The sequence below is a fragment of the Microbacterium sp. ZKA21 genome (assembly GCF_050434165.1).
Lineage (GTDB): Bacteria > Actinomycetota > Actinomycetes > Actinomycetales > Microbacteriaceae > Microbacterium.
Genome location: NZ_JBNPVV010000004.1, coordinates 165,269 through 183,180 on the forward strand (window position 1 = coordinate 165,269; position 17,912 = coordinate 183,180).

The 17,912-nt window shown below is 69.5% G+C and carries 17 protein-coding genes; 9 read left to right on the forward strand and 8 right to left on the reverse strand.

What is annotated here, in order from left to right; all coding sequences use genetic code 11:
• The first annotated feature begins 33 nt into the window (after positions 1-33).
• The gene (locus M2317_RS10310) at positions 34-243 is read left to right on the forward strand and encodes a hypothetical protein (RefSeq protein WP_429459854.1); all 210 of its coding nucleotides are present in this window, start codon (positions 34-36) and stop codon (positions 241-243) included.
• A gap of 13 nt (positions 244-256) precedes the next feature.
• On the opposite strand, the gene M2317_RS10315 is transcribed toward M2317_RS10310, so the two are convergent.
• Positions 257-859 carry a GNAT family N-acetyltransferase gene (locus tag M2317_RS10315; protein WP_429459856.1) on the reverse strand — a complete coding sequence of 201 codons (603 nt, stop codon included), beginning with the start codon at positions 857-859 and terminating at the stop codon, positions 257-259.
• Between the two features lie 50 nt (positions 860-909).
• Between M2317_RS10315 and M2317_RS10320 the strand changes: the two genes are divergently transcribed.
• The gene (locus M2317_RS10320) at positions 910-1,839 is read left to right on the forward strand and encodes an aldo/keto reductase (protein WP_429459858.1); all 930 of its coding nucleotides are present in this window, start codon (positions 910-912) and stop codon (positions 1,837-1,839) included.
• A gap of 29 nt (positions 1,840-1,868) precedes the next feature.
• The gene (locus M2317_RS10325) at positions 1,869-2,243 is read left to right on the forward strand and encodes a PLDc N-terminal domain-containing protein (protein WP_429459860.1); all 375 of its coding nucleotides are present in this window, start codon (positions 1,869-1,871) and stop codon (positions 2,241-2,243) included.
• A 6-nt stretch (positions 2,244-2,249) separates the two neighbouring features.
• Here the strand turns inward: M2317_RS10325 and M2317_RS10330 are convergent, their stop codons facing one another.
• The 7 genes from M2317_RS10330 to hrpA all read right to left on the reverse strand — a co-directional run bounded on the left by M2317_RS10330 (position 2,250) and on the right by hrpA (position 12,474).
• On the reverse strand, positions 2,250-3,221 hold the full coding sequence (locus M2317_RS10330) for an epimerase (RefSeq protein WP_429459862.1): 972 nt from the start codon (positions 3,219-3,221) through the stop codon (positions 2,250-2,252).
• Positions 3,218-3,835 (reverse strand): DUF4166 domain-containing protein, encoded by a 618-nt coding sequence (locus M2317_RS10335; protein ID WP_429459864.1) that lies wholly within the window; start codon positions 3,833-3,835, stop codon positions 3,218-3,220. Before M2317_RS10335 ends, M2317_RS10330 begins: the two co-directional genes overlap by 4 nt.
• Before the next feature lie 29 nt (positions 3,836-3,864).
• Entirely contained in the window at positions 3,865-4,833 is a 969-nt protein-coding gene (locus M2317_RS10340; RefSeq protein ID WP_429459865.1) for an NYN domain-containing protein, read from the reverse strand.
• Positions 4,834-4,837: 4 nt separating this feature from the next.
• Positions 4,838-5,821, reverse strand: coding sequence for a Gfo/Idh/MocA family protein (locus M2317_RS10345; RefSeq protein ID WP_429459867.1), 984 nt, complete (start codon positions 5,819-5,821; stop codon positions 4,838-4,840).
• 38 nt (positions 5,822-5,859) lie between these two features.
• Positions 5,860-7,188, reverse strand: coding sequence for an O-acetylhomoserine aminocarboxypropyltransferase/cysteine synthase family protein (locus M2317_RS10350; protein ID WP_429459869.1), 1,329 nt, complete (start codon positions 7,186-7,188; stop codon positions 5,860-5,862).
• 141 nt (positions 7,189-7,329) lie between these two features.
• Entirely contained in the window at positions 7,330-8,274 is a 945-nt protein-coding gene (locus tag M2317_RS10355; RefSeq protein ID WP_429459871.1) for a quinone oxidoreductase family protein, read from the reverse strand.
• Between the two features lie 9 nt (positions 8,275-8,283).
• On the reverse strand, positions 8,284-12,474 hold the full coding sequence (gene hrpA, locus M2317_RS10360; protein ID WP_429459873.1) for an ATP-dependent RNA helicase HrpA: 4,191 nt from the start codon (positions 12,472-12,474) through the stop codon (positions 8,284-8,286).
• 81 nt (positions 12,475-12,555) lie between these two features.
• On the opposite strand from hrpA, the gene M2317_RS10365 reads away from it, so the two are divergent.
• The 6 genes from M2317_RS10365 to M2317_RS10390 all read left to right on the forward strand — a co-directional run bounded on the left by M2317_RS10365 (position 12,556) and on the right by M2317_RS10390 (position 17,773).
• A complete protein-coding gene (locus tag M2317_RS10365; protein ID WP_429459875.1) occupies positions 12,556-13,320 on the forward strand; it encodes a CPBP family intramembrane glutamic endopeptidase in 765 nt (254 codons plus the stop codon).
• Positions 13,321-13,333: 13 nt separating this feature from the next.
• A complete protein-coding gene (locus M2317_RS10370; protein ID WP_429459877.1) occupies positions 13,334-13,987 on the forward strand; it encodes a hypothetical protein in 654 nt (217 codons plus the stop codon).
• On the forward strand, positions 13,984-14,280 hold the full coding sequence (locus M2317_RS10375) for a transcriptional regulator (protein WP_429459879.1): 297 nt from the start codon (positions 13,984-13,986) through the stop codon (positions 14,278-14,280). The genes M2317_RS10370 and M2317_RS10375 overlap by 4 nt, the downstream gene beginning before the upstream one ends.
• A gap of 45 nt (positions 14,281-14,325) precedes the next feature.
• The gene (locus tag M2317_RS10380) at positions 14,326-15,162 is read left to right on the forward strand and encodes an aldo/keto reductase (RefSeq protein ID WP_429459881.1); all 837 of its coding nucleotides are present in this window, start codon (positions 14,326-14,328) and stop codon (positions 15,160-15,162) included.
• Positions 15,163-15,236: 74 nt separating this feature from the next.
• Positions 15,237-15,806: an FMN reductase gene (gene msuE / locus M2317_RS10385; protein ID WP_429459883.1), complete on the forward strand. Its 570-nt coding sequence runs from the start codon at positions 15,237-15,239 to the stop codon at positions 15,804-15,806.
• A 164-nt stretch (positions 15,807-15,970) separates the two neighbouring features.
• Entirely contained in the window at positions 15,971-17,773 is a 1,803-nt protein-coding gene (locus M2317_RS10390; protein WP_429459884.1) for a thioredoxin domain-containing protein, read from the forward strand.
• The last annotated feature ends 139 nt before the right edge of the window (positions 17,774-17,912 follow it).

The window sequence follows — 17,912 nt, forward strand, 5'->3', positions numbered from 1 at the left end:
GGCTGTCAGACGGTACCGACGACAGGAGCTCCCGTGATCCTCAGCTTGATCTTCTTCATGATCCTCTTCCTCGCAGGATTCTGGCTGATGGGCATCTCGTTCGGCCTGCCGGAGTGGCAGGCGCTCGCGTTCGTCGCCGGTCTGTCGCTGATCTGCATCGCCATGGCGTTCATGATGCGCCAGGGCCGGAACGGCGCCACGCGCCGCTCGAACAACTGGGACGGCGGCCCCTCGGCGACCTGACGCCGCTCGCGGCTCATGCCCGTTTCGCCAGCCGCATCTCCAGGTTCGCCTTCACCGCGGGCCACTCGGGTTCGATGATCGAGTACTCCACGCTGTCGCGCAGCGCCCCGTTGCGGTAGCGCAGGACCGCGCGCATCACGCCGTCCTGCTTGGCGCCGAGGCGTTCGATCGCCGTTCGCGACTGGAAGTTCACCCACTGGGTCGTCAGCCCCACCCGGAAGACGCCGAGCTCCTCGAACGCGTGCCGCATGAGCAGGTACTTCGACTCGGCGTTCGTCCCGGTGCCGTGCGCGGACGGTCGGTTCCAGGTGTAGCCGATGTGCAGTCGCGGAACCTCGGTGACCAGGTCGTAGAACGACGTGAGCCCGATGATGCGCCCCGAGGCGTCGAACGCGGTGAACGGCACCATCTCGCCGCGCTCCGCCATGGCCAGGCGCTGCTCGATCGCGGCGGCGACCCCACTCGGTTCCGGTACCGAGGTGTACCACGCCGTCTTCCAGAGCTCGCCCTCTTCGACGGCTTCGACCAGGCCGTCGTGGTGAGCCCGCTCGAGCGGGCGCAGCTCGACCAGCCGACCGGTGAGCGTGAGCGGGGCAGGGGCGATGAGGAATGCCATTCGGCCATTCAACCAGTCGGATGTCGCCGGTCCGCGCTAGCGTGGCAGACATGAAGACAGTGCCGTTCGCCGCCGCATCCGCCCCCGCCGTCGTCGCCGGAATGATGCGGATCAACGAGAAGGACGATGCCGAGATCCGCGCGCTGTACGACGCGGCGCGCGGCGCAGGGATCGACTTCTTCGATCACGCCGACATCTACGGCGGCCGCATGCACGCCTGCGAGGAGCGCTTCGCCGGGGCACTGCAGCTCTCCGCCGCCGAGCGCGATGAGATCGCACTGCAGACCAAGTGCGGCATCGTGCCCGCCGAGGGCGCCTACGACTTCTCGTACGAGCACATCATGCGCCAGGTCGACGACTCGCTCGCCGCGCTGCGCACGGATCGGATCGACGTCCTGCTGCTGCACCGCCCAGACGCGCTGGTCGAGCCGGAGGAGGTCGCCCGCGCATTCGACGAGCTCGAAGCGGCGGGCAAGGTGCGCGCGTTCGGCGTCTCCAACCACACGCCGCGGCAGATCGACCTGCTCCGAACGGCCGTGTCCCAGCCGTTCGTCGCCAACCAGTTGCAGCTCTCGCTCACGCACGCGTCGATGATCGCCGGCCCCATCGCGGCCAACCGCGAGGCCACCGAGCAGAGCATCACTCGCGACGGCGGTGGCATCCTGGAGTACTGCCGGACGAACGGCATCACGATCCAGGCGTGGTCGCCCATGCAGGCGGGCGGCGGTCTCGGACCGTTCGTCGGCAACGCGGCGTATCCCGAGCTGAATGCCGCGCTCGACCGCATCGCCGCCGCGCACGGCAGCACGCCGACCGGCATCGCGGTCGCGTGGATCACGCGGCATCCCGCGCAGATGCAGGTCGTGATGGGCACCACGACGCCCGAGCGGCTCGTGGCAGCGGCGGATGGATCGGACGTGCAGCTCAGCCGAGCCGAGTGGTACGAGCTCTACCGCGCCGCAGGACACCTGCTGCCCTGACCGACGCACCGTCGTCTACCCTGGTTCTCATGCCGTTCATCTTCATGCTGCTGACGATCGCGCTGATGATCGGCGCGCTGATCGACATCATCACCCGCGATGACTCGAGGGTGCGGTTCCTGCCGAAGATGGTCTGGCTCATCATCGTCATCCTGCTGCCGCTGATCGGCAGCATCCTGTGGTTCCTCCTCGGTCGCGAGTACGACGCGCAGGGGGTCTCGATGCCGCGGATGCCGCGACGACAGAGCACGAGCCGGCAGCCGTCCGCTCCGCCCGCGACGCCGCCGACGCCGGTGGACACGCGCACCACCGAGCAGCAGATCGCCGACCTCGATCGGGAGATCGAGGAATGGCGGCTCCGTGAGGAGATCGAGAAGCGCAAGCAGGAGCGCGGCGAGGACTGACCGCCCTCAGCGCGCGACCTGATCCCGATCGAAGGACTCGCGCAGCGCGCCCTCCAGCGTCGGGTGGCGGAACTCGTACCCCGCGGCGGTCAGCTTTTCCGGCAGCACCCAGCGGCTCTTGAGGATCAGCTCGGTCTCGGTGCGGATGCCGATGGCGCCGAGCTCCAGCATCCAGCGCGGCATGGGCGGACCGAACCGGACCCCGAGAACCTCGCGCACCGTCGCCATGAACGTCGTGTTGTCCACCGGATTCGGAGACGAGGCGTTCACGGGACCGTTCAGCTCCGGGTGGTCCTCGAGGAAGTCGATGATGCCCGCGACATCGTCGACATGGATCCAACTGAACCGCTGCCGCCCCCGCCGCGCCCCGGGCAGGTGCGCGGTACCGGCCTCCCGGCGACGCCTGCTCACCGGCCAGCGGCCGTCGTGCTGAGCGCCGCCCAGGCCGAGACGCGCCAGGTTCCGCAGCGGGCCGAGTACGCCGCCGTGCCCGAGCACGATCGCGCTGCGCAGGGCCACGCGCCGCGTGGCTGGAAGGTCATCGGCGAACAGCGCCCGCTCCCAGGCCTTCGCGACCTCCACCGAGAAGCCGGTGCCGATGTCGCCGGTCGACTCGGTCATGGGACGATCTTCGGAGTGCCGGTAGATCGTCGCGGTCGACGAGTTCACCCACAGCGCGGGTGGGCTCGAGGCACGGGAGATCGCGTCGCTCAGAGCGGCGGTCGTCTCGAGCCGAGATGAGAAGATCTCGGCGCGGTTGGCGGGCGTGTAGCGGCAGTTGACGCTCTTGCCCGCCAGACCGATCACGAGGGCCGCGCCGTCGACGGCGGCATCGATGCCGCTCTGGTCCGCCCAGGCGAGGTCCGCCCCGGAGCGCGAGATGGTGACCACCTCGCGTCCGTCGGCACGGTACTTCGCGGTCAGGTGGCGCCCCATGAACCCGGACGATCCACCGATGACGATGCGCCCGGCATTCATGCGTCCTCCTCGATCCGGTAGCGGAACGTGCCGGAGTACTCGTAGAGCCGGCCGATCAGCGGTGCGTCGATCGTCAGCTCGATCCGCTGATCTCCCGTGTCCGCCTCCAGCCCCTCCCGCAATCGGATGCGGGGGATGAGCCTTCCCGAGACCCGGGGCCGGAAGCGCCCCAGGCGCAGGCCGATCGCGCGACTGGTCAGACGCAGTGCGCCCGCGTCGGTTGCGACATCGAAGCTCGCGGCGACCAGGGGCGGTTCGCCCAGTTCGTCGACCAGGCGGCCGTGCGGCTTCAGCGCCACGGCATCCCGCATGACCCAGTTGCCCGTGGGGAGCAGGAGAGTGCGCTCCGAGATCGCACGACCCGCGATCGTGCGGTTCTCGATGCGGAACGGCACGTCGGTGTACCAGCCGGCGACGACGATACCGCGCCGCTGCAGGCGGCGCATGAGCGGCAGCAGCCAGCGGCGTCGCGTCCCGACGCGCTCGAACACGCCCTCGCCGATGCCGACGTGTCCCTCCGGAACGGCCTGGAAGTAGCGCTGCGTCGGCGGATCGAGCAGGGAAAGCCGCGTCCCCAGCGCTCGTGCGTACGGGGACGTCGAGGGATGCCGCATGTGTCGAGCGTACTCGGGCGGACAGCGCGTCAGCGCTCGCGCAGCCGGACCAGCCGCTCGTGGCCGGTCTCCTCGAGCTCCGTGATCGCATCACGGGATTTCAGGAAGTCCGAGAACGACCGGTACCCGAGCGCCTTCTCGCTGAAGGAAGGGTCCATGCGGCGCATGTGGGTCTTGACCGCGGAACTGTGCAGCCATTCGTCCGCGTCCGCCTTGTCGTGGCCGAGGCGCAGCGCGCGCTCGAGCAGCTGCGTCGCCTCCTCCTGCTCGGTGAGCGCGGGAGTCTCGGGCTCGACGGCCTTGGGTGCCTTCTTGGCGCGCGACCGAGGGGCCTTCGTCTTGACGGGGGCCTCTGCGGCGGCATCCGGCTCCGCAGCGGTCTCCGGCTCGGGAACCGGGGCGGGGGCCACCGCCGGAGCCTTTGCCGCCGGTCGCACGACACCGGGAAGCGAATCGTACGCCTCGAATTCGTCGCAGGCGGCCGCCAGCGACTTCGCGGTCGAGCCGGCGACGCCGACGCCGATGACGTAGCGGCCGAGACGCTTGCACCGCTGCGCGAGCGGCACGTAGTCGCTGTCGCCGGCGACGATCACGACGTGCGTGAGGTCGGGCAGACGGAACATGTCCTCGACGGCATCGACCGCGAGGCGGATGTCCGCACCGTTCTTCGCATATGCGGCGGCAGGGAACAGCTGCACGAGATCGACCGCGCGTGCGACCAGCTGGGACCGGTAGACGGCGTTCACCGGCGAGGACCAGTCCGCGTATGCGCGGGTGAGCACGAGGGTTCCGAACGACGCCGCGTAGTCGATGATCGCGCCGACCTCGATCATCGCCCGCTTCAGGCGCTCGGCGACCTCCGGGTCGCTGGGGTTCTCGGTGATGCGCTGACGGTCCTTGCCGTAGGCGTTGCGTCCGTGGACGCGGTCGTACCAGGAGATGACGATGTTGTCGAAGTCCAGGTAGACGGCGACGCGGGTGTTCTGCGGTTCGGCCATGGTGTCATCCCTCGCTCGGGTACCGCACGCCGATCTGGGCGCGGATCTCATCCAGCGTCCCCATGATGGCGGCGCTCTCGGCGATCGGGAGGACGTCGCCCTCGATCGTGTCACTCGCGACGAGTCGTTCGGCCGCGAGCGCCTGGTACTGCATGCCGCGGCCGGTCACCTCGGAGGTGTAACTCTCGCGGATGGTGCCATCGGGGCCGACCACGCGGAACGAGGTCGGGGTGTACCAGACGCGGTCGATGTCGATGCGCGCTTCGGTGCCGATGATGGATGCCGCGTTGGGGCCGGATCCTCGGGCGGACGACAGGCTCGTCGACACCGCCCCGCCGGCGTGCGTCATGACGGTGGCGACCTCGGCATCCGCTCCGGTCTCGCCCAGCCGGGCGACGGCCTTGATCGTCTCGGGCTCGCCGAGGATGTCCCAGATAAACGAGATCGGGTAGATGCCGAGGTCGAGCAGCGCGCCGCCGCCGAGCTCGAGCGCGTTCAGGCGGTGGGACGGATCGGAGGTGATGAGCTGCGTGTGGTCGGCGGTGACCGCGCGGATCTCGCCGAGAGCACCTTCGGCGATGAGCTCGCGGATGCGGATCATGTGCGGCAGATAGCGGGTCCACATGGCCTCCATGATGAGGAGGCCGTTCTCGGCGGCGAGGCTCTGCAGGTCGTCGGCCTCGGCGCGGTTCACCGTGAACGCCTTCTCGACGAGGGCGTGCTTGCCGTGCTCGAGAGCGAGACGCGCATCCGCGTGGTGCATGGGGTGAGGAGTGGCGACGTAGATGATGTCGACGTCGGGGTCGGCAGCCAGCGCTTCATACGAACCGTGTGCGCGCGGGATGTCGAATCGAGCGGCGAACGCGTCGGCTGATTCCTGTGATCGTGAGCCGACGGCCACGAGGTCCAGGCCTTCGGTGCGGAGATCGGCGGCGAACGAGGCGGCGATGCCGCCGGTGGCGAGGATTCCCCAGCGCAGTCCAGTCATGCTCTCAGCGTACCGGCCGGCCCTGACTCGGGATCCCGTCAGAGGCGCGCCAGTGCCTGGTTCAGATCGGCGATGAGGTCGGCCGGGTCCTCGAGGCCCGCCGAGAACCGGATGGTGTTCAGGGAGATGCCGGCCGCCGCCCGCTGGGCGGGGGTCAGGTGGGAGTGCGTCATGGATGCCGGATGCGCCACCATGCTGCGCGCATCGCCGATGTTCGCGATGAGCCGGACGACTTCGAGGCCGTCGATCACCCTGGCGGCACGCGCGTGGGCTGCGGGGTCCTCGTCGCCGGCGATGCCGCCCGCGAGATCGAAGGAGAACACCGACGGCACTCCGCGCGGCAGGTAGCGCTGGGCGAGCGCGTTCCAGGGGTTGCCCGGAAGGCCGGGGTGGTGGACGGCCGCGACCTTCGGATGCTGAGCGAGGTGCTCGGCGACCGTGAGCGCCGTCGCCGACTGACGGGACACCCGCAGATCGAGCGTCTCGATGCCCTGCAGGATCTGCCAGGCGTTGAAGGGCGACAGCGAAGGGCCGAGGTCGTGGACGTACTTGGACTTCACGAGAGCGCCGAAGGCGAAGCCCCGACCGAAGCGCTCCCACAGCACGAGCCCCGGCACGCGCTTGTACTCGGCGGTGAAGTGCGGCCACCGTTCGGGCTGCGCACCGAAGTCGAACGTGCCCTGATCGACGACCACGCCGCCGAGCGACGTGCCATGACCGGACAGGAACTTCGTCGCCGAATGCACGACGAAGTCGGCCCCGTGCTCGCCCGGACGAACGAGATACGGCGTGCCGACGGTGTTGTCGATCACGAGAGGGACGCCCGCGTCGTGCGCGATGTCGGCGACCAGACGGATGTCGAGCACCTGGGCGATCGGGTTCGCGACCGATTCGGCGAACAGCACGCGGGTGTCGGGTCGGATGGCGGCGCGCCAGGCATCCGCGTCGTCCTGGTCGACGAACGTCACCGGGATGCCGAAGTCGTCGAACGTGTCCTGCAGCAGGTCGACCGTGCCGCCGTAGAGCTGGTCGGCCGCGACGATGTGTCCGCCGCGACCCGCGAGGGCGAGCAGCGTGACCGCGACGGCCGCCTGACCCGATGCCACAGCCACGGCCGAGACGCCGCCCTCGAGGGCGGCGACGCGGTCCTCGAGCACCTGCTGGGTGGGACTGGCGTTGCGGCTGTACAGGTTGCCCGCCTTGCGGAGCGCGAACAGGTCGGCGGCATCCGCCAGCGAGGCGAACTGGAACGCGGCGGTCTGGTAGATCGGCGGAACGGCGCTGTTCTGAGGGGTACCCGGAACGTAGCCGGCCTGGATCTGCCGGGTGGCGAAAGCGGTCGGGCCGTGCTCGGCGGGTGCGGTCATCCGTCCATTGTCGCGGCGTGCCTCGCGCGCCCGCGTGCGTGTGTCGAAGTGTTGCGGCCGACGCCCCGCTGGCCCGTCTGTTCGGCGCTTGTGCACGCGACACACCGGCTCGGGCGTGCACGAGCGCCAGATGGACGGGGTCTAGGGGATGAGCACGATCTTGCCGCGGGCGGCGTGCTGCTCGATCAGCTCGTGCGCGTGGGCGGCCTCGGCCAGCGGAAGCTCCGGTCCGAGTTCGACCTGGAAGTCGCCGTCCGCCAGGAGTGCGATCGCCGTGGGCACGGCTTCGGCGCGCCAGGCCAGCTCCTGCGCCGTCAGCGGTTGCGGTGCGCCGCCGCTGAAGGCTCGGATGCCGAGGGCCGCGGCATCCGGACCGCGCACGATCGTCGCGATGCGATCGTGATCGGCGACCAGCTGCTTCGACACCTCGATCGCCTCGTCCGTGCCGATGCAGTCCAAGGCGGCCGTGACGCCGTGAGGCGCCGCCTCGCGGACCTGATCGGCGAGGCCGTCTCCGTACGCGACCGGGATCGCGCCGAGCTCGCGCAACTGTGCATGACGTGCGGGACTCCCGGTCGCCACGACCGTGGCGCCGCGCGCGATGGCGAACTGGATCGCGGCCTGCCCGACGGCACCGGATCCGGCGTGGATCAGCAGGGTGTCTCCGGTCTCGACCCCCAGCGACCGGACGCACTGGTAGGCCGTGCCGATCGGGATGCCGAGGCTCGCGCCCTCTTCCGTGGTGACGGCATCCGGAAGCGGCGATACGTGCTCCGCCCGGACCGCCAGGTGCGTGGCGTACGTGCCGACCGTGTCGCGGATCGCGACCCGGTCGTCGATCGCGAAACCGGTGACGCCGTCGCCGATCGCCTGGATGGTGCCCGCGCCGTCGAAGCCGACTCGTCGCGGCTCGGTGATCGGCGGGGAAGGGCGAGCGCCGCGGCGCAGCTTCGCGTCGAGAGGGTTGACTCCGGCAGCTTCGATCCGCACCACCACCTCACCGGGACCGGCGACGGGATCCGGGATGTCGACGAGCTGCAGAACGTCAGGGGTGCCGATTTCGGTGTAGACGATCGCGCGTGCCATGCGGCCAGGCTATCGCGCGCCGGACAGCACTTTCTGGATGCGCTGCGGCGACACCGGTTGAGCCGTGCCGAGCCGCTGAGCGAAGACGCTGATCCGGTATTCCTCGAGCAGCCAGCGCGCCTCCACGAGCGCCGGTGATGCATCCGCGGGCAGCGGGATGCTCCCGCCGGCCTCCTCGAAGACCCGCGCCATGCGCTCGTACTCGCTCAAGCGGGTGCGGTCCTTGCCCGGTTCGTTCGCGAGGGTGTTGAGGCGCTCGAGCATCCCGTCGAGGTAGCGCGGCAGGTGGGCGAGGCGCTCGACGCCCATCGCCGAGACGAATCCGGGGCGCACGAGAGCCGCGAGCTGCGAGCGGATGTCGTTCAGCGGCCCGAGCAGGGCGAGCGAATTCTGCGACTTGATGCCGCGCTCGACGTCTCTGGCCTTTGTCAGGATCCTCGCGACGAGCGAGACGCAGTTGAACAGCTGGTCGACGAGACCGGCGTTCACCGCATCGCGGACGCGGGCGAAGTCGGCCTCGGTGCGGACGATTCCGCTCACCGCCGCGGGGGCTGCCGAGCTCGTCGAAGCATCGATCATCGTGCGGACGACCGCCGCGCGCGCGTCTTCGATCAGGGCCGCGACGTTCTGGTAGGGCGAGGCCGCCAGCGCCAGCTTCTCCTGGCTCGTCAGGTGCCCCTGGACGTAGGACGACGGCGACGGGACGTTGAGCAGGACGAGGCGCAGGATGCCGGCGCGCGTCGCCTTCGCTGCGGCATCCGCGGTGGCCTCCACGCGGACGGACACCGTCTTGCCGGCATCCACGATCGCGGGGTACCCGCGCACGACGCCGCCGGCGACGCGGGTGTCGAGGACTTCGGGGAGGTCGCCGAACGTCCATGCGGTGAGGCCGTCCTGGGCGACGAACCCCGATGCGCTCGCGGACGGCGGGTTCTGCACGCCCTGCCAGGGTGCGCCCTGCGCACCACCTGCACCCCGCGCACCCTGAGCCTCACCTTCAGCGCCCTGAGCCTGTCGAAGGGCGGCCGCCATCGCCGTCTCCGGTCCGCGACCGCGCTCCGGTCGGGCGATCGAACGCGCGACGCTGTCGCGGGCGCGGTCGGCCAGCTCGTCCTGAAGACGGGAGAGGTTCCGGGCCGAACCCGCCACACGGCCCCGCTCGTCGACGGCGCGGAAGTTCATCCGCAGATGCCCAGGCACGCGTTCCTCGTCGAAGTCGGATGCCGTGACGGGCTGATTCGCGAGCGGCTGGATCAGCTTCGCCAGCGATTCCTTGAGCGTCACGGGCGGCAGGCCGCTGTGATGCTCCGGAGCGTCGGCGGCGATCTCCGCCCCGAACTTCTCGGCCCAGTCGGCTGCGGGTACGACGTGCCGGCGGATGACCTTGGGGAGCGCGCGCAGCAGGGCGGTCACGAGCTCGGCGCGGAGCCCCGGCACCTGCCAGTCGAAGCCGCGGTCCTCGACCTGGGCGAGCAGCGCCAGCGGGATGACCACGCTCACGCCGTCGTCCGGTGCGCCCGGCTCGAAGCGGTAGGCGAGGCCGAGCACCTGGTCGCCTTGCATCCAGCGGGTCGGGAACTCGCTCTGATCGGCGCGGTCGTCGTCGTCGAGAAGGTCCTTCTCGCGCATCACGAGCAGCTTCGGCGTCTTCTGCAGCGCCTCGCGCCACCAGCGCTCGAAGGAGCGGACGTCGAAGACATCGGCCGGGATGCGCTCGTCGTAGAAGCGGAAGACGGCTTCATCACCCGCGAGGATGTCGCGGCGCCGTTCGCGCTCTTCGAGCTTCTCGAGGCGCTTGCGCAGCTCGCGGTTGCTGCGCCAGAACGCGCTCACGCGCTTGTCGATCCGGCTCGGGTCCCATTCGCCCTCGACGAGCGCGTGTCGCAGGAACAGCTCGCGGGCCGCCGGGCGATCGATGCGCGCGAACTGCACGCGGCGGCGGGGGATGATCTCGACGCCGAAGAGGATCACCTTCTCGAAGGCGACAGCGGCGCCGGCATCCTTCGACCAGTGCGGCTCCGAGACCTGGCGCTTGGCGAGGTCTCCGGCGAGTGCCTCGGCCCACGCCGGGTCGATCGCGGCCGCTGTGCGGGCGAACATGCGAGACGTCTCCACGATCTCGGCCGCCATGACCGCGCTCGGGCTCTTCTTGCGCAGGGCCGAGCCGGGGAAGATCGAGAAGCGGATGCCGCGGGCGCCGCGGTACTCGGTGACCCGGCGTCTGGCATCCTTCGGCGGTGTCTTGTTCGTCCCCTTCGCGGCGGCCGTGCGCTCGTCCAGGATGCCGATCTGCGACAGCAGCCCGGACAGCAGCGCCCGGTGGATCGCGTCGCCTCGTTCGCCCCATGAGGACGGCGAGGCCGACATCACACCCCGTTCGCCCCGCGCAGACGGCGCAGCCGACCGCATCGGAACGCGTTCCTCGTCGCGACCGCGTTTCGACTCGCTCCGCTCGCTCGACGAACGAGACGGGACCAGCGAACGCAGCTGGCGGTGCACATCGAACCATTCCCGCACGCGTACATAGTTCAGGTGCTCGGCGCGGCACATCCGCCGGAATGCGCTCGATCCCAGCTCTCGCTGCTGCTCGCGCAGGTGGTTCCAGAGGTTGAGGATCGAGAGGAAGTCGCTGGTCGGGTCGGCGAAGCGTGCGTGCGCGCGGTCGGCTTCGTCGCGCATGCCCTGTGGGGCATCCTGCGATGGGCGTTCCCGGACGTCCTGGATCGAGAGTCCGGCGACGATGGCCAGCACGTCCGGGACGACGCCGGTCTTCGCCGCCTCCACGAGCATGCGGGCGAAGCGCGGGTCGATCGGTATCCGGGAGATGTCGCGACCGATGCGGGTGAGACGCGGCGTCTCGCCGGACAGCGTGATCGCTCCGAGCTCGGTCAGCAGATCGAACGCCGCCTTGATGCCTCGCGAGTCCGGGGGAGTGAGGAACGGAAAGGCCTGGATGTCGCCGAAGCCGAGCGAGAGCATCTGCAGCACGACCGCCGCGAGCGAGGTGCGCAGGATCTCGGGTTCGGTGTACTCCGGCCGTCCTGCGAAGTCCTCCTCCGAGTAGAGCCGGATCGCGATGCCGTCGCTCGTGCGCCCCGCGCGTCCGGACCGCTGGTTCGCCGAGGCCTGCGAGATCGCCTCGATCGGCAGACGCTGCACCTTCGAGCGGTGGCTGTAGCGCGAGATGCGCGCCGTGCCGACGTCGATGACGTACTTGATCCCCGGGACCGTGAGGCTCGTCTCGGCGACGTTCGTGGCGAGGACGACGCGGCGGCGCACACCGGCGACGCGGCTGCGTTCGAACACACGGTGCTGCTCGGCGGCGGACAGCCGCCCGTACAGCGGCAGGACCTCGGTGGGGGAGCGGTCCTTCGCATACGCGGCGCGCACGGCATCCGCGGCATCCCGGATCTCCGCCTCGCCGGGGAGGAACACGAGAACGTCGCCGGCGGCCTCGCGATCGAGTTCGCGCAGGGCCGTGACGATCGCGGAGACCTCGTCGTCCGGCTCGGAATTCCGAGGTGTCGGCTTCCGGCCGGCCGGATCGGTTCGATTCGGAGTCGCTCCGGCCGCCTCGGCAGGAGTCGGGGATTCATCGACGAGCGGGCGGTACCGGATCTCGACCGGGAACGTCCGCCCCGACACCTCGATCACAGGCGCAGGTGTGCCCTCGGCATCCGCGAAGTGCCGGGCGAAGCTCTCCGGATCGATCGTCGCCGAGGTGATGATCACCTTCAGATCCGGACGCTCAGGCAGGATGCGGGTGAGATAGCCGAGCAGGAAGTCGACGTTCAGCGACCGCTCGTGCGCCTCGTCGATGATGATCGTGTCGTAGCGGCGCAGCAGACGGTCGCGATGGATCTCGTTCAGCAGTATGCCGTCGGTCATCAGAGCGATCTGCGTGGCGTCCGAGACCTGATCCGTGAAGCGGACCTTATAGCCGACGAGCCCTCCGAGCTCGACCTGCAGCTCCTCCGCCACGCGCTCCGCGATCGTGCGGGCGGCGAGGCGTCGCGGCTGCGTGTGCGCGATCTTCGTGCGACCGAGTTCGAGGCAGATCTTGGGCAGCTGGGTCGTCTTGCCCGATCCGGTGGCGCCTGCCACGATGACGACCTGATTCGCGCGGATCGCGCCGGCGATCTCGTCCCTGGCCGCGCTGACGGGCAGCTCGGCGGGGTACGTGATCACGGGGGAGGACATAGCCCTCCATCGTACGACGTGGAGAGCGTCACTGGCCTCGATTCTCTTGACTTGCAAAGAAGTTTGCGTTACAAAGTTGATGTGAGCGAGCAGCGGACGATCTCTGGATGGGCCATCGGCCTGCCTCTGCTGCGCGTCGCGTCGGTGGCCGCGGCATCCGCACTCGCCTGGCTCGTGATCAGCGCGGTCGACCCCGGCGTCGCGTTTCCGCCGCCCGCGGTCATCGCCGTGATCGCCATGCTGCCGGTGAACATCGTGTGCCTGATTCTCGTGGCCCGGCTGCTGCGCAGGGACGGTCGAACGCTGCGCGAGGTGCTCGGCTACGAGCCTCGTCGCATCGGCAGAGACGTGCTCTGGGGACTGCTCTGGGTCGCCGTGATGTATCTGCCGTTCGCCGGAGCGATCATCCTCGTGGTCTGGCTGCAGCACGGAAACCAGGTGTTCGTGGCCATGGAGACCGTGTTCTTCGATCCTTCGAGCATCCCGTCGCTCGATCCGGTCTTCTGGTCCGTCATCGCAGTCGTCGCGGTGCTCACGTTCGCCCCGCTGAACGCTCCGGTCGAGGAGCTCGTCTACCGCGGCTATTCCCAGGGGATGCTGTCGCGACGAGTGCCGACGGCCTTCGCGATCGTCGTCTCCGCGGCGATCTTCGCCGTTCAGCACGTCTGGTACGCCCCGAGCCCCGACGCCGTGGTCGCCTTCGTCTGCGCATTCTTCGTGTGGGGCGTGGGATCCGGAGTCATCTACCGGCTCCAGGGGCGGTTGATGCCGCTCGTGTTCGCGCACGGTCTGGTCAATCTGGGCTTCACCCTGCCCGCTCTCGCGATCCCCTTCCTCCTCACGTAGAACGGAGCCTGACATGACTGATCACGACCCGACGCTGGATCCGGCCGAGATGCTCGCGCTCGCGCGCGATCAGCAGCGCAGCGTCAGCGGTCGGATGGGTGTCTTCGTGCCGTACATCCTGCTCGCGTGGGGGATCGCCTGGTCGGGCGGCTTCCTCGCGCTCTGGCTCGAGGCGGGGCCGGCATCTCTGCCGATGGTCGTCGCCGGACCGCTGTGCATCCTGCTGTTCGTCGCTGCGGGCGCGGTGTCCGTCATCCTCGGCATCCGCTCGAGCCGGGGCGTGCGCACTGGGAAGGATGCGGCGTTCGTCGGCATCGTCTACGGGCAGGCCTGGTGGATCGGCGGGCTCGCCATATTCGCCATCGCGCAGGCCATGGTCGCGAACGGCATGGATGACGCGCTGCTCGGCATCCTCTACCCGTCGGCCTATGTGTTCTTCGCGGGACTCATGTACTTCCTGGGAGGGGCGCTGTGGCGTGCCGTGCCGATGGTCTTCCTCGGTGCGTGGGCGATCCTCGTGAGCGCCGTCGCACCGTTCGCGGGCGCTCCGACGCACTTCCTGGTGTTCGCCATCGCCGGAGGCGGGGGGTTCCTCGCCGGGGCGGTCTGGACCTTCGTGTGGACGGCGCGCGCGCGCCATCGGGTCGGCGGCGGGGGTGCCGCATGACCGAGCTCGACCCTGTCATCCATGCCGCGGCGCGTCTGCGGATCACCGCGGCGCTCGCGACGCTGGCCGCGGACGAGAGCGTCACGTTCCCTCGGTTGCAGGAGCTGCTCGACATGACGGCGGGCAACCTGTCGACGCACCTGCGCAAGCTGGAGGACGCCGGGTACGTCGTCGTGGAGAAAGCGCATCGCGGTCGCACCCCCGTCACCTACGTCGCGCTCTCCGTTCGCGGCCGGCGGGCGTTCGAGGACTACACGACCGCTTTGCGCGACGTGCTCGACGGCGCATCCTGATGCGATCCCTGCCGTGTCCGCCCGATCGGTTCTAGGGTTGATCCCATGACGATTCCCACGCTCTCCCTCAACGACGGACACTCGATCCCCCAGCTCGGCTACGGCGTCTTCAAGGTCGACCCGGCCGACACCGAGCGTGCTGTCTCCGAAGCTCTCGAAGTCGGCTACCGCCACATCGACACCGCCGCGATCTACGGCAACGAGGAGGGAGTCGGTGCGGCGATCGCGTCCAGCGGCATCCCGCGCGATGAGCTGTTCATCACCACGAAGCTCTGGAACGACCGCCACGACGGCGAGGAGCCGCACGCCGCGATCGCCCAGAGCCTCGAGAAGCTCGGCCTCGATCGCGTCGATCTGTACCTCGTGCACTGGCCGACCCCGGCCAAGGAGAACTACGTCAACGCCTGGCAGAAGCTCATCGAGATCCGTCAGCAGGGGCTCGCCCGCTCCATCGGCGTCTCGAACTTCCTCGTGCCGCATCTCGAGCGCATCGTCGCCGAGACCCAGGTCATCCCGGCGGTCGACCAGATCGAACTGCACCCGGCCTACCAGCAGCGCGAAGTGACGACGTGGGCGAGCGAACACGGCATCCGCATCGAGTCGTGGGGTCCGCTCGGGCAGGGCAAGTACGACCTGTTCGGCACGCAGGCCGTCACCGAGGCGGCAACCGCGCACGGCAAGTCTCCGGCCCAGGTGGTGCTGCGCTGGCACCTGCAGAAGGACTTCATCGTGTTCCCGAAGTCGGTGCACCCCGAGCGGCTCCGCGAGAACATCGACGTCTTCGACTTCACCCTGTCGGATGCCGAAGTGGACGCGATCGACGCTCTCGACCCGCTGGATGGAACGGGCCGCGTGGGCACGCACCCGAACGAGTTCAACTGAGTCATCTCACGTCACATGACGCCCCGTGTCGCCTGGTGCGCCACGGGGCGTCATCGCGAGTACCGTCCTCAGACATGACAGCTCCCTACCGCATCGTGGCCGTTTCCGGTTCGCTCCACGAGCCCAGCAAGACGACCGCCCTCGTCCGTGCGATCGCGGATGCCGTCGCCGAGCGCGCACCAGCCGAAGTCACGATCATCGAACTCACGGCGATCGGCCCGGCGCTCGCCGGCGCACTGCGCCGCGACGATCTGTCCCCCGATGTGGAGGCGCAACTGGTCGCCATCGAGCAGGCCGATCTGCTCATCGTCGGAAGCCCGGTGTACCGGGCATCCTTCACGGGGCTGTTCAAGCACCTCTTCGATTTCATCGGCCAGTACGACCTGGTCGGCAAACCCGTGCTGCTCGCCGCGACGGGCGGCGGCGAGCGGCACGCTCTCATCATCGAGCATCAGCTGCGACCGCTGTTCGCGTTCTTCCAGTCGCTCACGCTGCCGATCGGCGTTTACGCGAGCGACACCGACTTCGATCGGTACACGATCACCTCGGAGATCCTGCAGAACCGCATCGCGCTCGCCGCCGACCGGGCTCTGCCGCTGGTCGGCTATGCCGCGACGCGGTCGGTCGAGGTGCTCGCCGGCTGACGCGCGCCGCGATCGGGCACGACCTGTCCCCGAGACCCGTCGTGTCTGCGAAGCCCGCCGTCGCAATCCCGCGGATACCGAGAGCTCTCGCCGACACGGAGAGGTTTCGAACCGCTGAGGCTGTGCGCCGGGCGCGACTTCCCGCAGCGGCGTACCGTGGCATCATGACGAACCGGCTCGCCGACACATTGAGCCCGTACCTGCGCGCGCACGCCGAGAACCCCGTCGACTGGTACCCGTGGGGGACGGAGGCGTTCGAGGAGGCCCGCCGCCGCGGGGTGCCGCTGCTGATCTCGATCGGATACTCCACGTGCCACTGGTGCCATGTCATGGCCAGGGAATCCTTCTCGGATCCGGAGATCGCGGCCACGATGAACCGCGACTTCGTGAACGTCAAGGTCGATCGCGAGGAGCATCCGGACGTCGACGGGGCGTACATGGCCGCGGCATCCGCCTTCACCCAGAATCTGGGCTGGCCGCTGACGGTGTTCGCGACGGGCGACGGGCACACGTTCTACGCCGGGACCTACTGGCCGCCGCAGGCGCGGGGCCAACTGCCGGCGTACCGTGACGTGCTCGCCGCCGTGCAGGAGGCCTGGACGGTGCGGCACGACAGAGTGGTGGAGTCGGCGGATGCCGTCGCGCACGCGCTCGCCGAAGCATCCGCCTCGGTGCCGAGCGACCTCCCGACGGCACAGGACCTGGCCGAGGCGGCACGGTCGATCGCCGCGCAGGAGGATCGTGCGTACGGCGGGTTCGGCGGGGCGCCCAAGTTCCCGGTCGCGACGACGCTGGTCTACCTGCAGTCCCCGGTCGTGCAGGCCGAGGCGTCGGATGCCGCGGCATCCGCTTCGCGCGCGCTGGAGGCGATGGCTGCTTCCGCCCTGCGCGATGCCGACGGCGGGTTCTTCCGGTATGCGACCCAGCGGGATTGGTCGGTTCCGCACTACGAGCGGATGCTGACCGACAACGCCCAGTTGCTGGACGTCGCCGTGCGCGCGGGCGATGAGGAGACCGCGCGCGGAGTCTCATCGTTCCTGCTCGACACGCTCCGCCGCGACGGCGGAGGGTTCGGTGCGGCACAGGATTCGGAATCGTGGATCGACGGCGAGCGCAGCGAGGGCGGCTACTACCTGCGCGGCCGTGGGGAGCGCGCCGAGCTCGAGCCGCCGGCGGTCGACGGCAAGGTCATCACGGGCTGGAACGGCCTGGCGATCGGTGCGCTCGCGCGTGCGGGCGCGGCGCTGGGGGAACAGGCGTGGGTGGATGCCGCGGTCGGCGCAGCGTCTTTCGTGCTGGTGACGAACCGTGGTGACGACGGTCGACTCGTGCGCCTGTCGCTGGAAGGCTCGGCATCGCGCGCCGTGGCCACGGCCGCTGATCTCGGGCTGCTGGCGGACGGACTCCTCTCGCTGGCAGTGGCGACCGGCGATGCCACGTGGGCGGTGACGGCGCTGTCGCTCCTCGACGGCATCCTGACAGAGGGTGCGGACATCGACCCGGTGCTGACCGCGCAGGGCATCGCGGCAGCTCCGGACCAGACCGATGGAGACCTGCCGTCCGGCGTCTCGGCCGTCGCGCAGGCGGCGCTGGCGGCATGGCGCCTCGGAGCGGGCGAGCGGTACCGCGCGGCGGCCGAAGCGCGGGTGCGGGATCAGGGGGAGGCGGCTCTTCGGCATCCGTTCGGGCGCGGCAGCCTGCTGCGGGTCGCGGCCGGGCTCGCCGAGTCGCCGCGTCAATTGGTGGTTGTGACGTCGGATCCGACGTCTGCGTTGGCCGCCGCTGCGCGCCGAGTGGATGCCGACGTGATCGCCGTGGTCACCCCGGCGCAGGCGCAGGCGTTCGAGGATGCCGGGTTCGAGCTGTTCGCGGGCAAGGCCGCGGAAGAAGATGTCGCCTACGACTGCCGGGCGTTCGTGTGCCGGCTGCCGACGTCGGATCCTTCCGCGATCCCGCAGGTGCGCTGACCCCGCCTCTCGTTCGCTGAGCGAGTGGAGTGAGTCGAAACGGGGTCACGACACAGCCCGTGACCGCCCCTGCCGTTCACTCTGAAACTGGGTTCAACCTGAGATTGAAGGTTTCATGAGAACATGCGTTCGAATGTCG

What these genes read in the sequence shown, in the direction of transcription:
- M2317_RS10315 (WP_429459856.1), bottom strand. Translation starts at nt 859, where the DNA reads ATGGCATTCCTCATCGCCCCTGCCCCGCTCACGCTCACCGGTCGGCTG.
- M2317_RS10320 (WP_429459858.1), top strand. Translation starts at nt 910, where the DNA reads ATGAAGACAGTGCCGTTCGCCGCCGCATCCGCCCCCGCCGTCGTCGCC.
- M2317_RS10325 (WP_429459860.1), top strand. Translation starts at nt 1,869, where the DNA reads ATGCCGTTCATCTTCATGCTGCTGACGATCGCGCTGATGATCGGCGCG.
- M2317_RS10330 (WP_429459862.1), bottom strand. Translation starts at nt 3,221, where the DNA reads ATGAATGCCGGGCGCATCGTCATCGGTGGATCGTCCGGGTTCATGGGG.
- M2317_RS10335 (WP_429459864.1), bottom strand. Translation starts at nt 3,835, where the DNA reads ATGCGGCATCCCTCGACGTCCCCGTACGCACGAGCGCTGGGGACGCGG.
- M2317_RS10340 (WP_429459865.1), bottom strand. Translation starts at nt 4,833, where the DNA reads ATGGCCGAACCGCAGAACACCCGCGTCGCCGTCTACCTGGACTTCGAC.
- M2317_RS10345 (WP_429459867.1), bottom strand. Translation starts at nt 5,821, where the DNA reads ATGACTGGACTGCGCTGGGGAATCCTCGCCACCGGCGGCATCGCCGCC.
- M2317_RS10350 (WP_429459869.1), bottom strand. Translation starts at nt 7,188, where the DNA reads ATGACCGCACCCGCCGAGCACGGCCCGACCGCTTTCGCCACCCGGCAG.
- M2317_RS10355 (WP_429459871.1), bottom strand. Translation starts at nt 8,274, where the DNA reads ATGGCACGCGCGATCGTCTACACCGAAATCGGCACCCCTGACGTTCTG.
- hrpA (WP_429459873.1), bottom strand. Translation starts at nt 12,474, where the DNA reads ATGTCCTCCCCCGTGATCACGTACCCCGCCGAGCTGCCCGTCAGCGCG.
- M2317_RS10370 (WP_429459877.1), top strand. Translation starts at nt 13,334, where the DNA reads ATGACTGATCACGACCCGACGCTGGATCCGGCCGAGATGCTCGCGCTC.
- M2317_RS10375 (WP_429459879.1), top strand. Translation starts at nt 13,984, where the DNA reads ATGACCGAGCTCGACCCTGTCATCCATGCCGCGGCGCGTCTGCGGATC.
- M2317_RS10380 (WP_429459881.1), top strand. Translation starts at nt 14,326, where the DNA reads ATGACGATTCCCACGCTCTCCCTCAACGACGGACACTCGATCCCCCAG.
- msuE (WP_429459883.1), top strand. Translation starts at nt 15,237, where the DNA reads ATGACAGCTCCCTACCGCATCGTGGCCGTTTCCGGTTCGCTCCACGAG.
- M2317_RS10390 (WP_429459884.1), top strand. Translation starts at nt 15,971, where the DNA reads ATGACGAACCGGCTCGCCGACACATTGAGCCCGTACCTGCGCGCGCAC.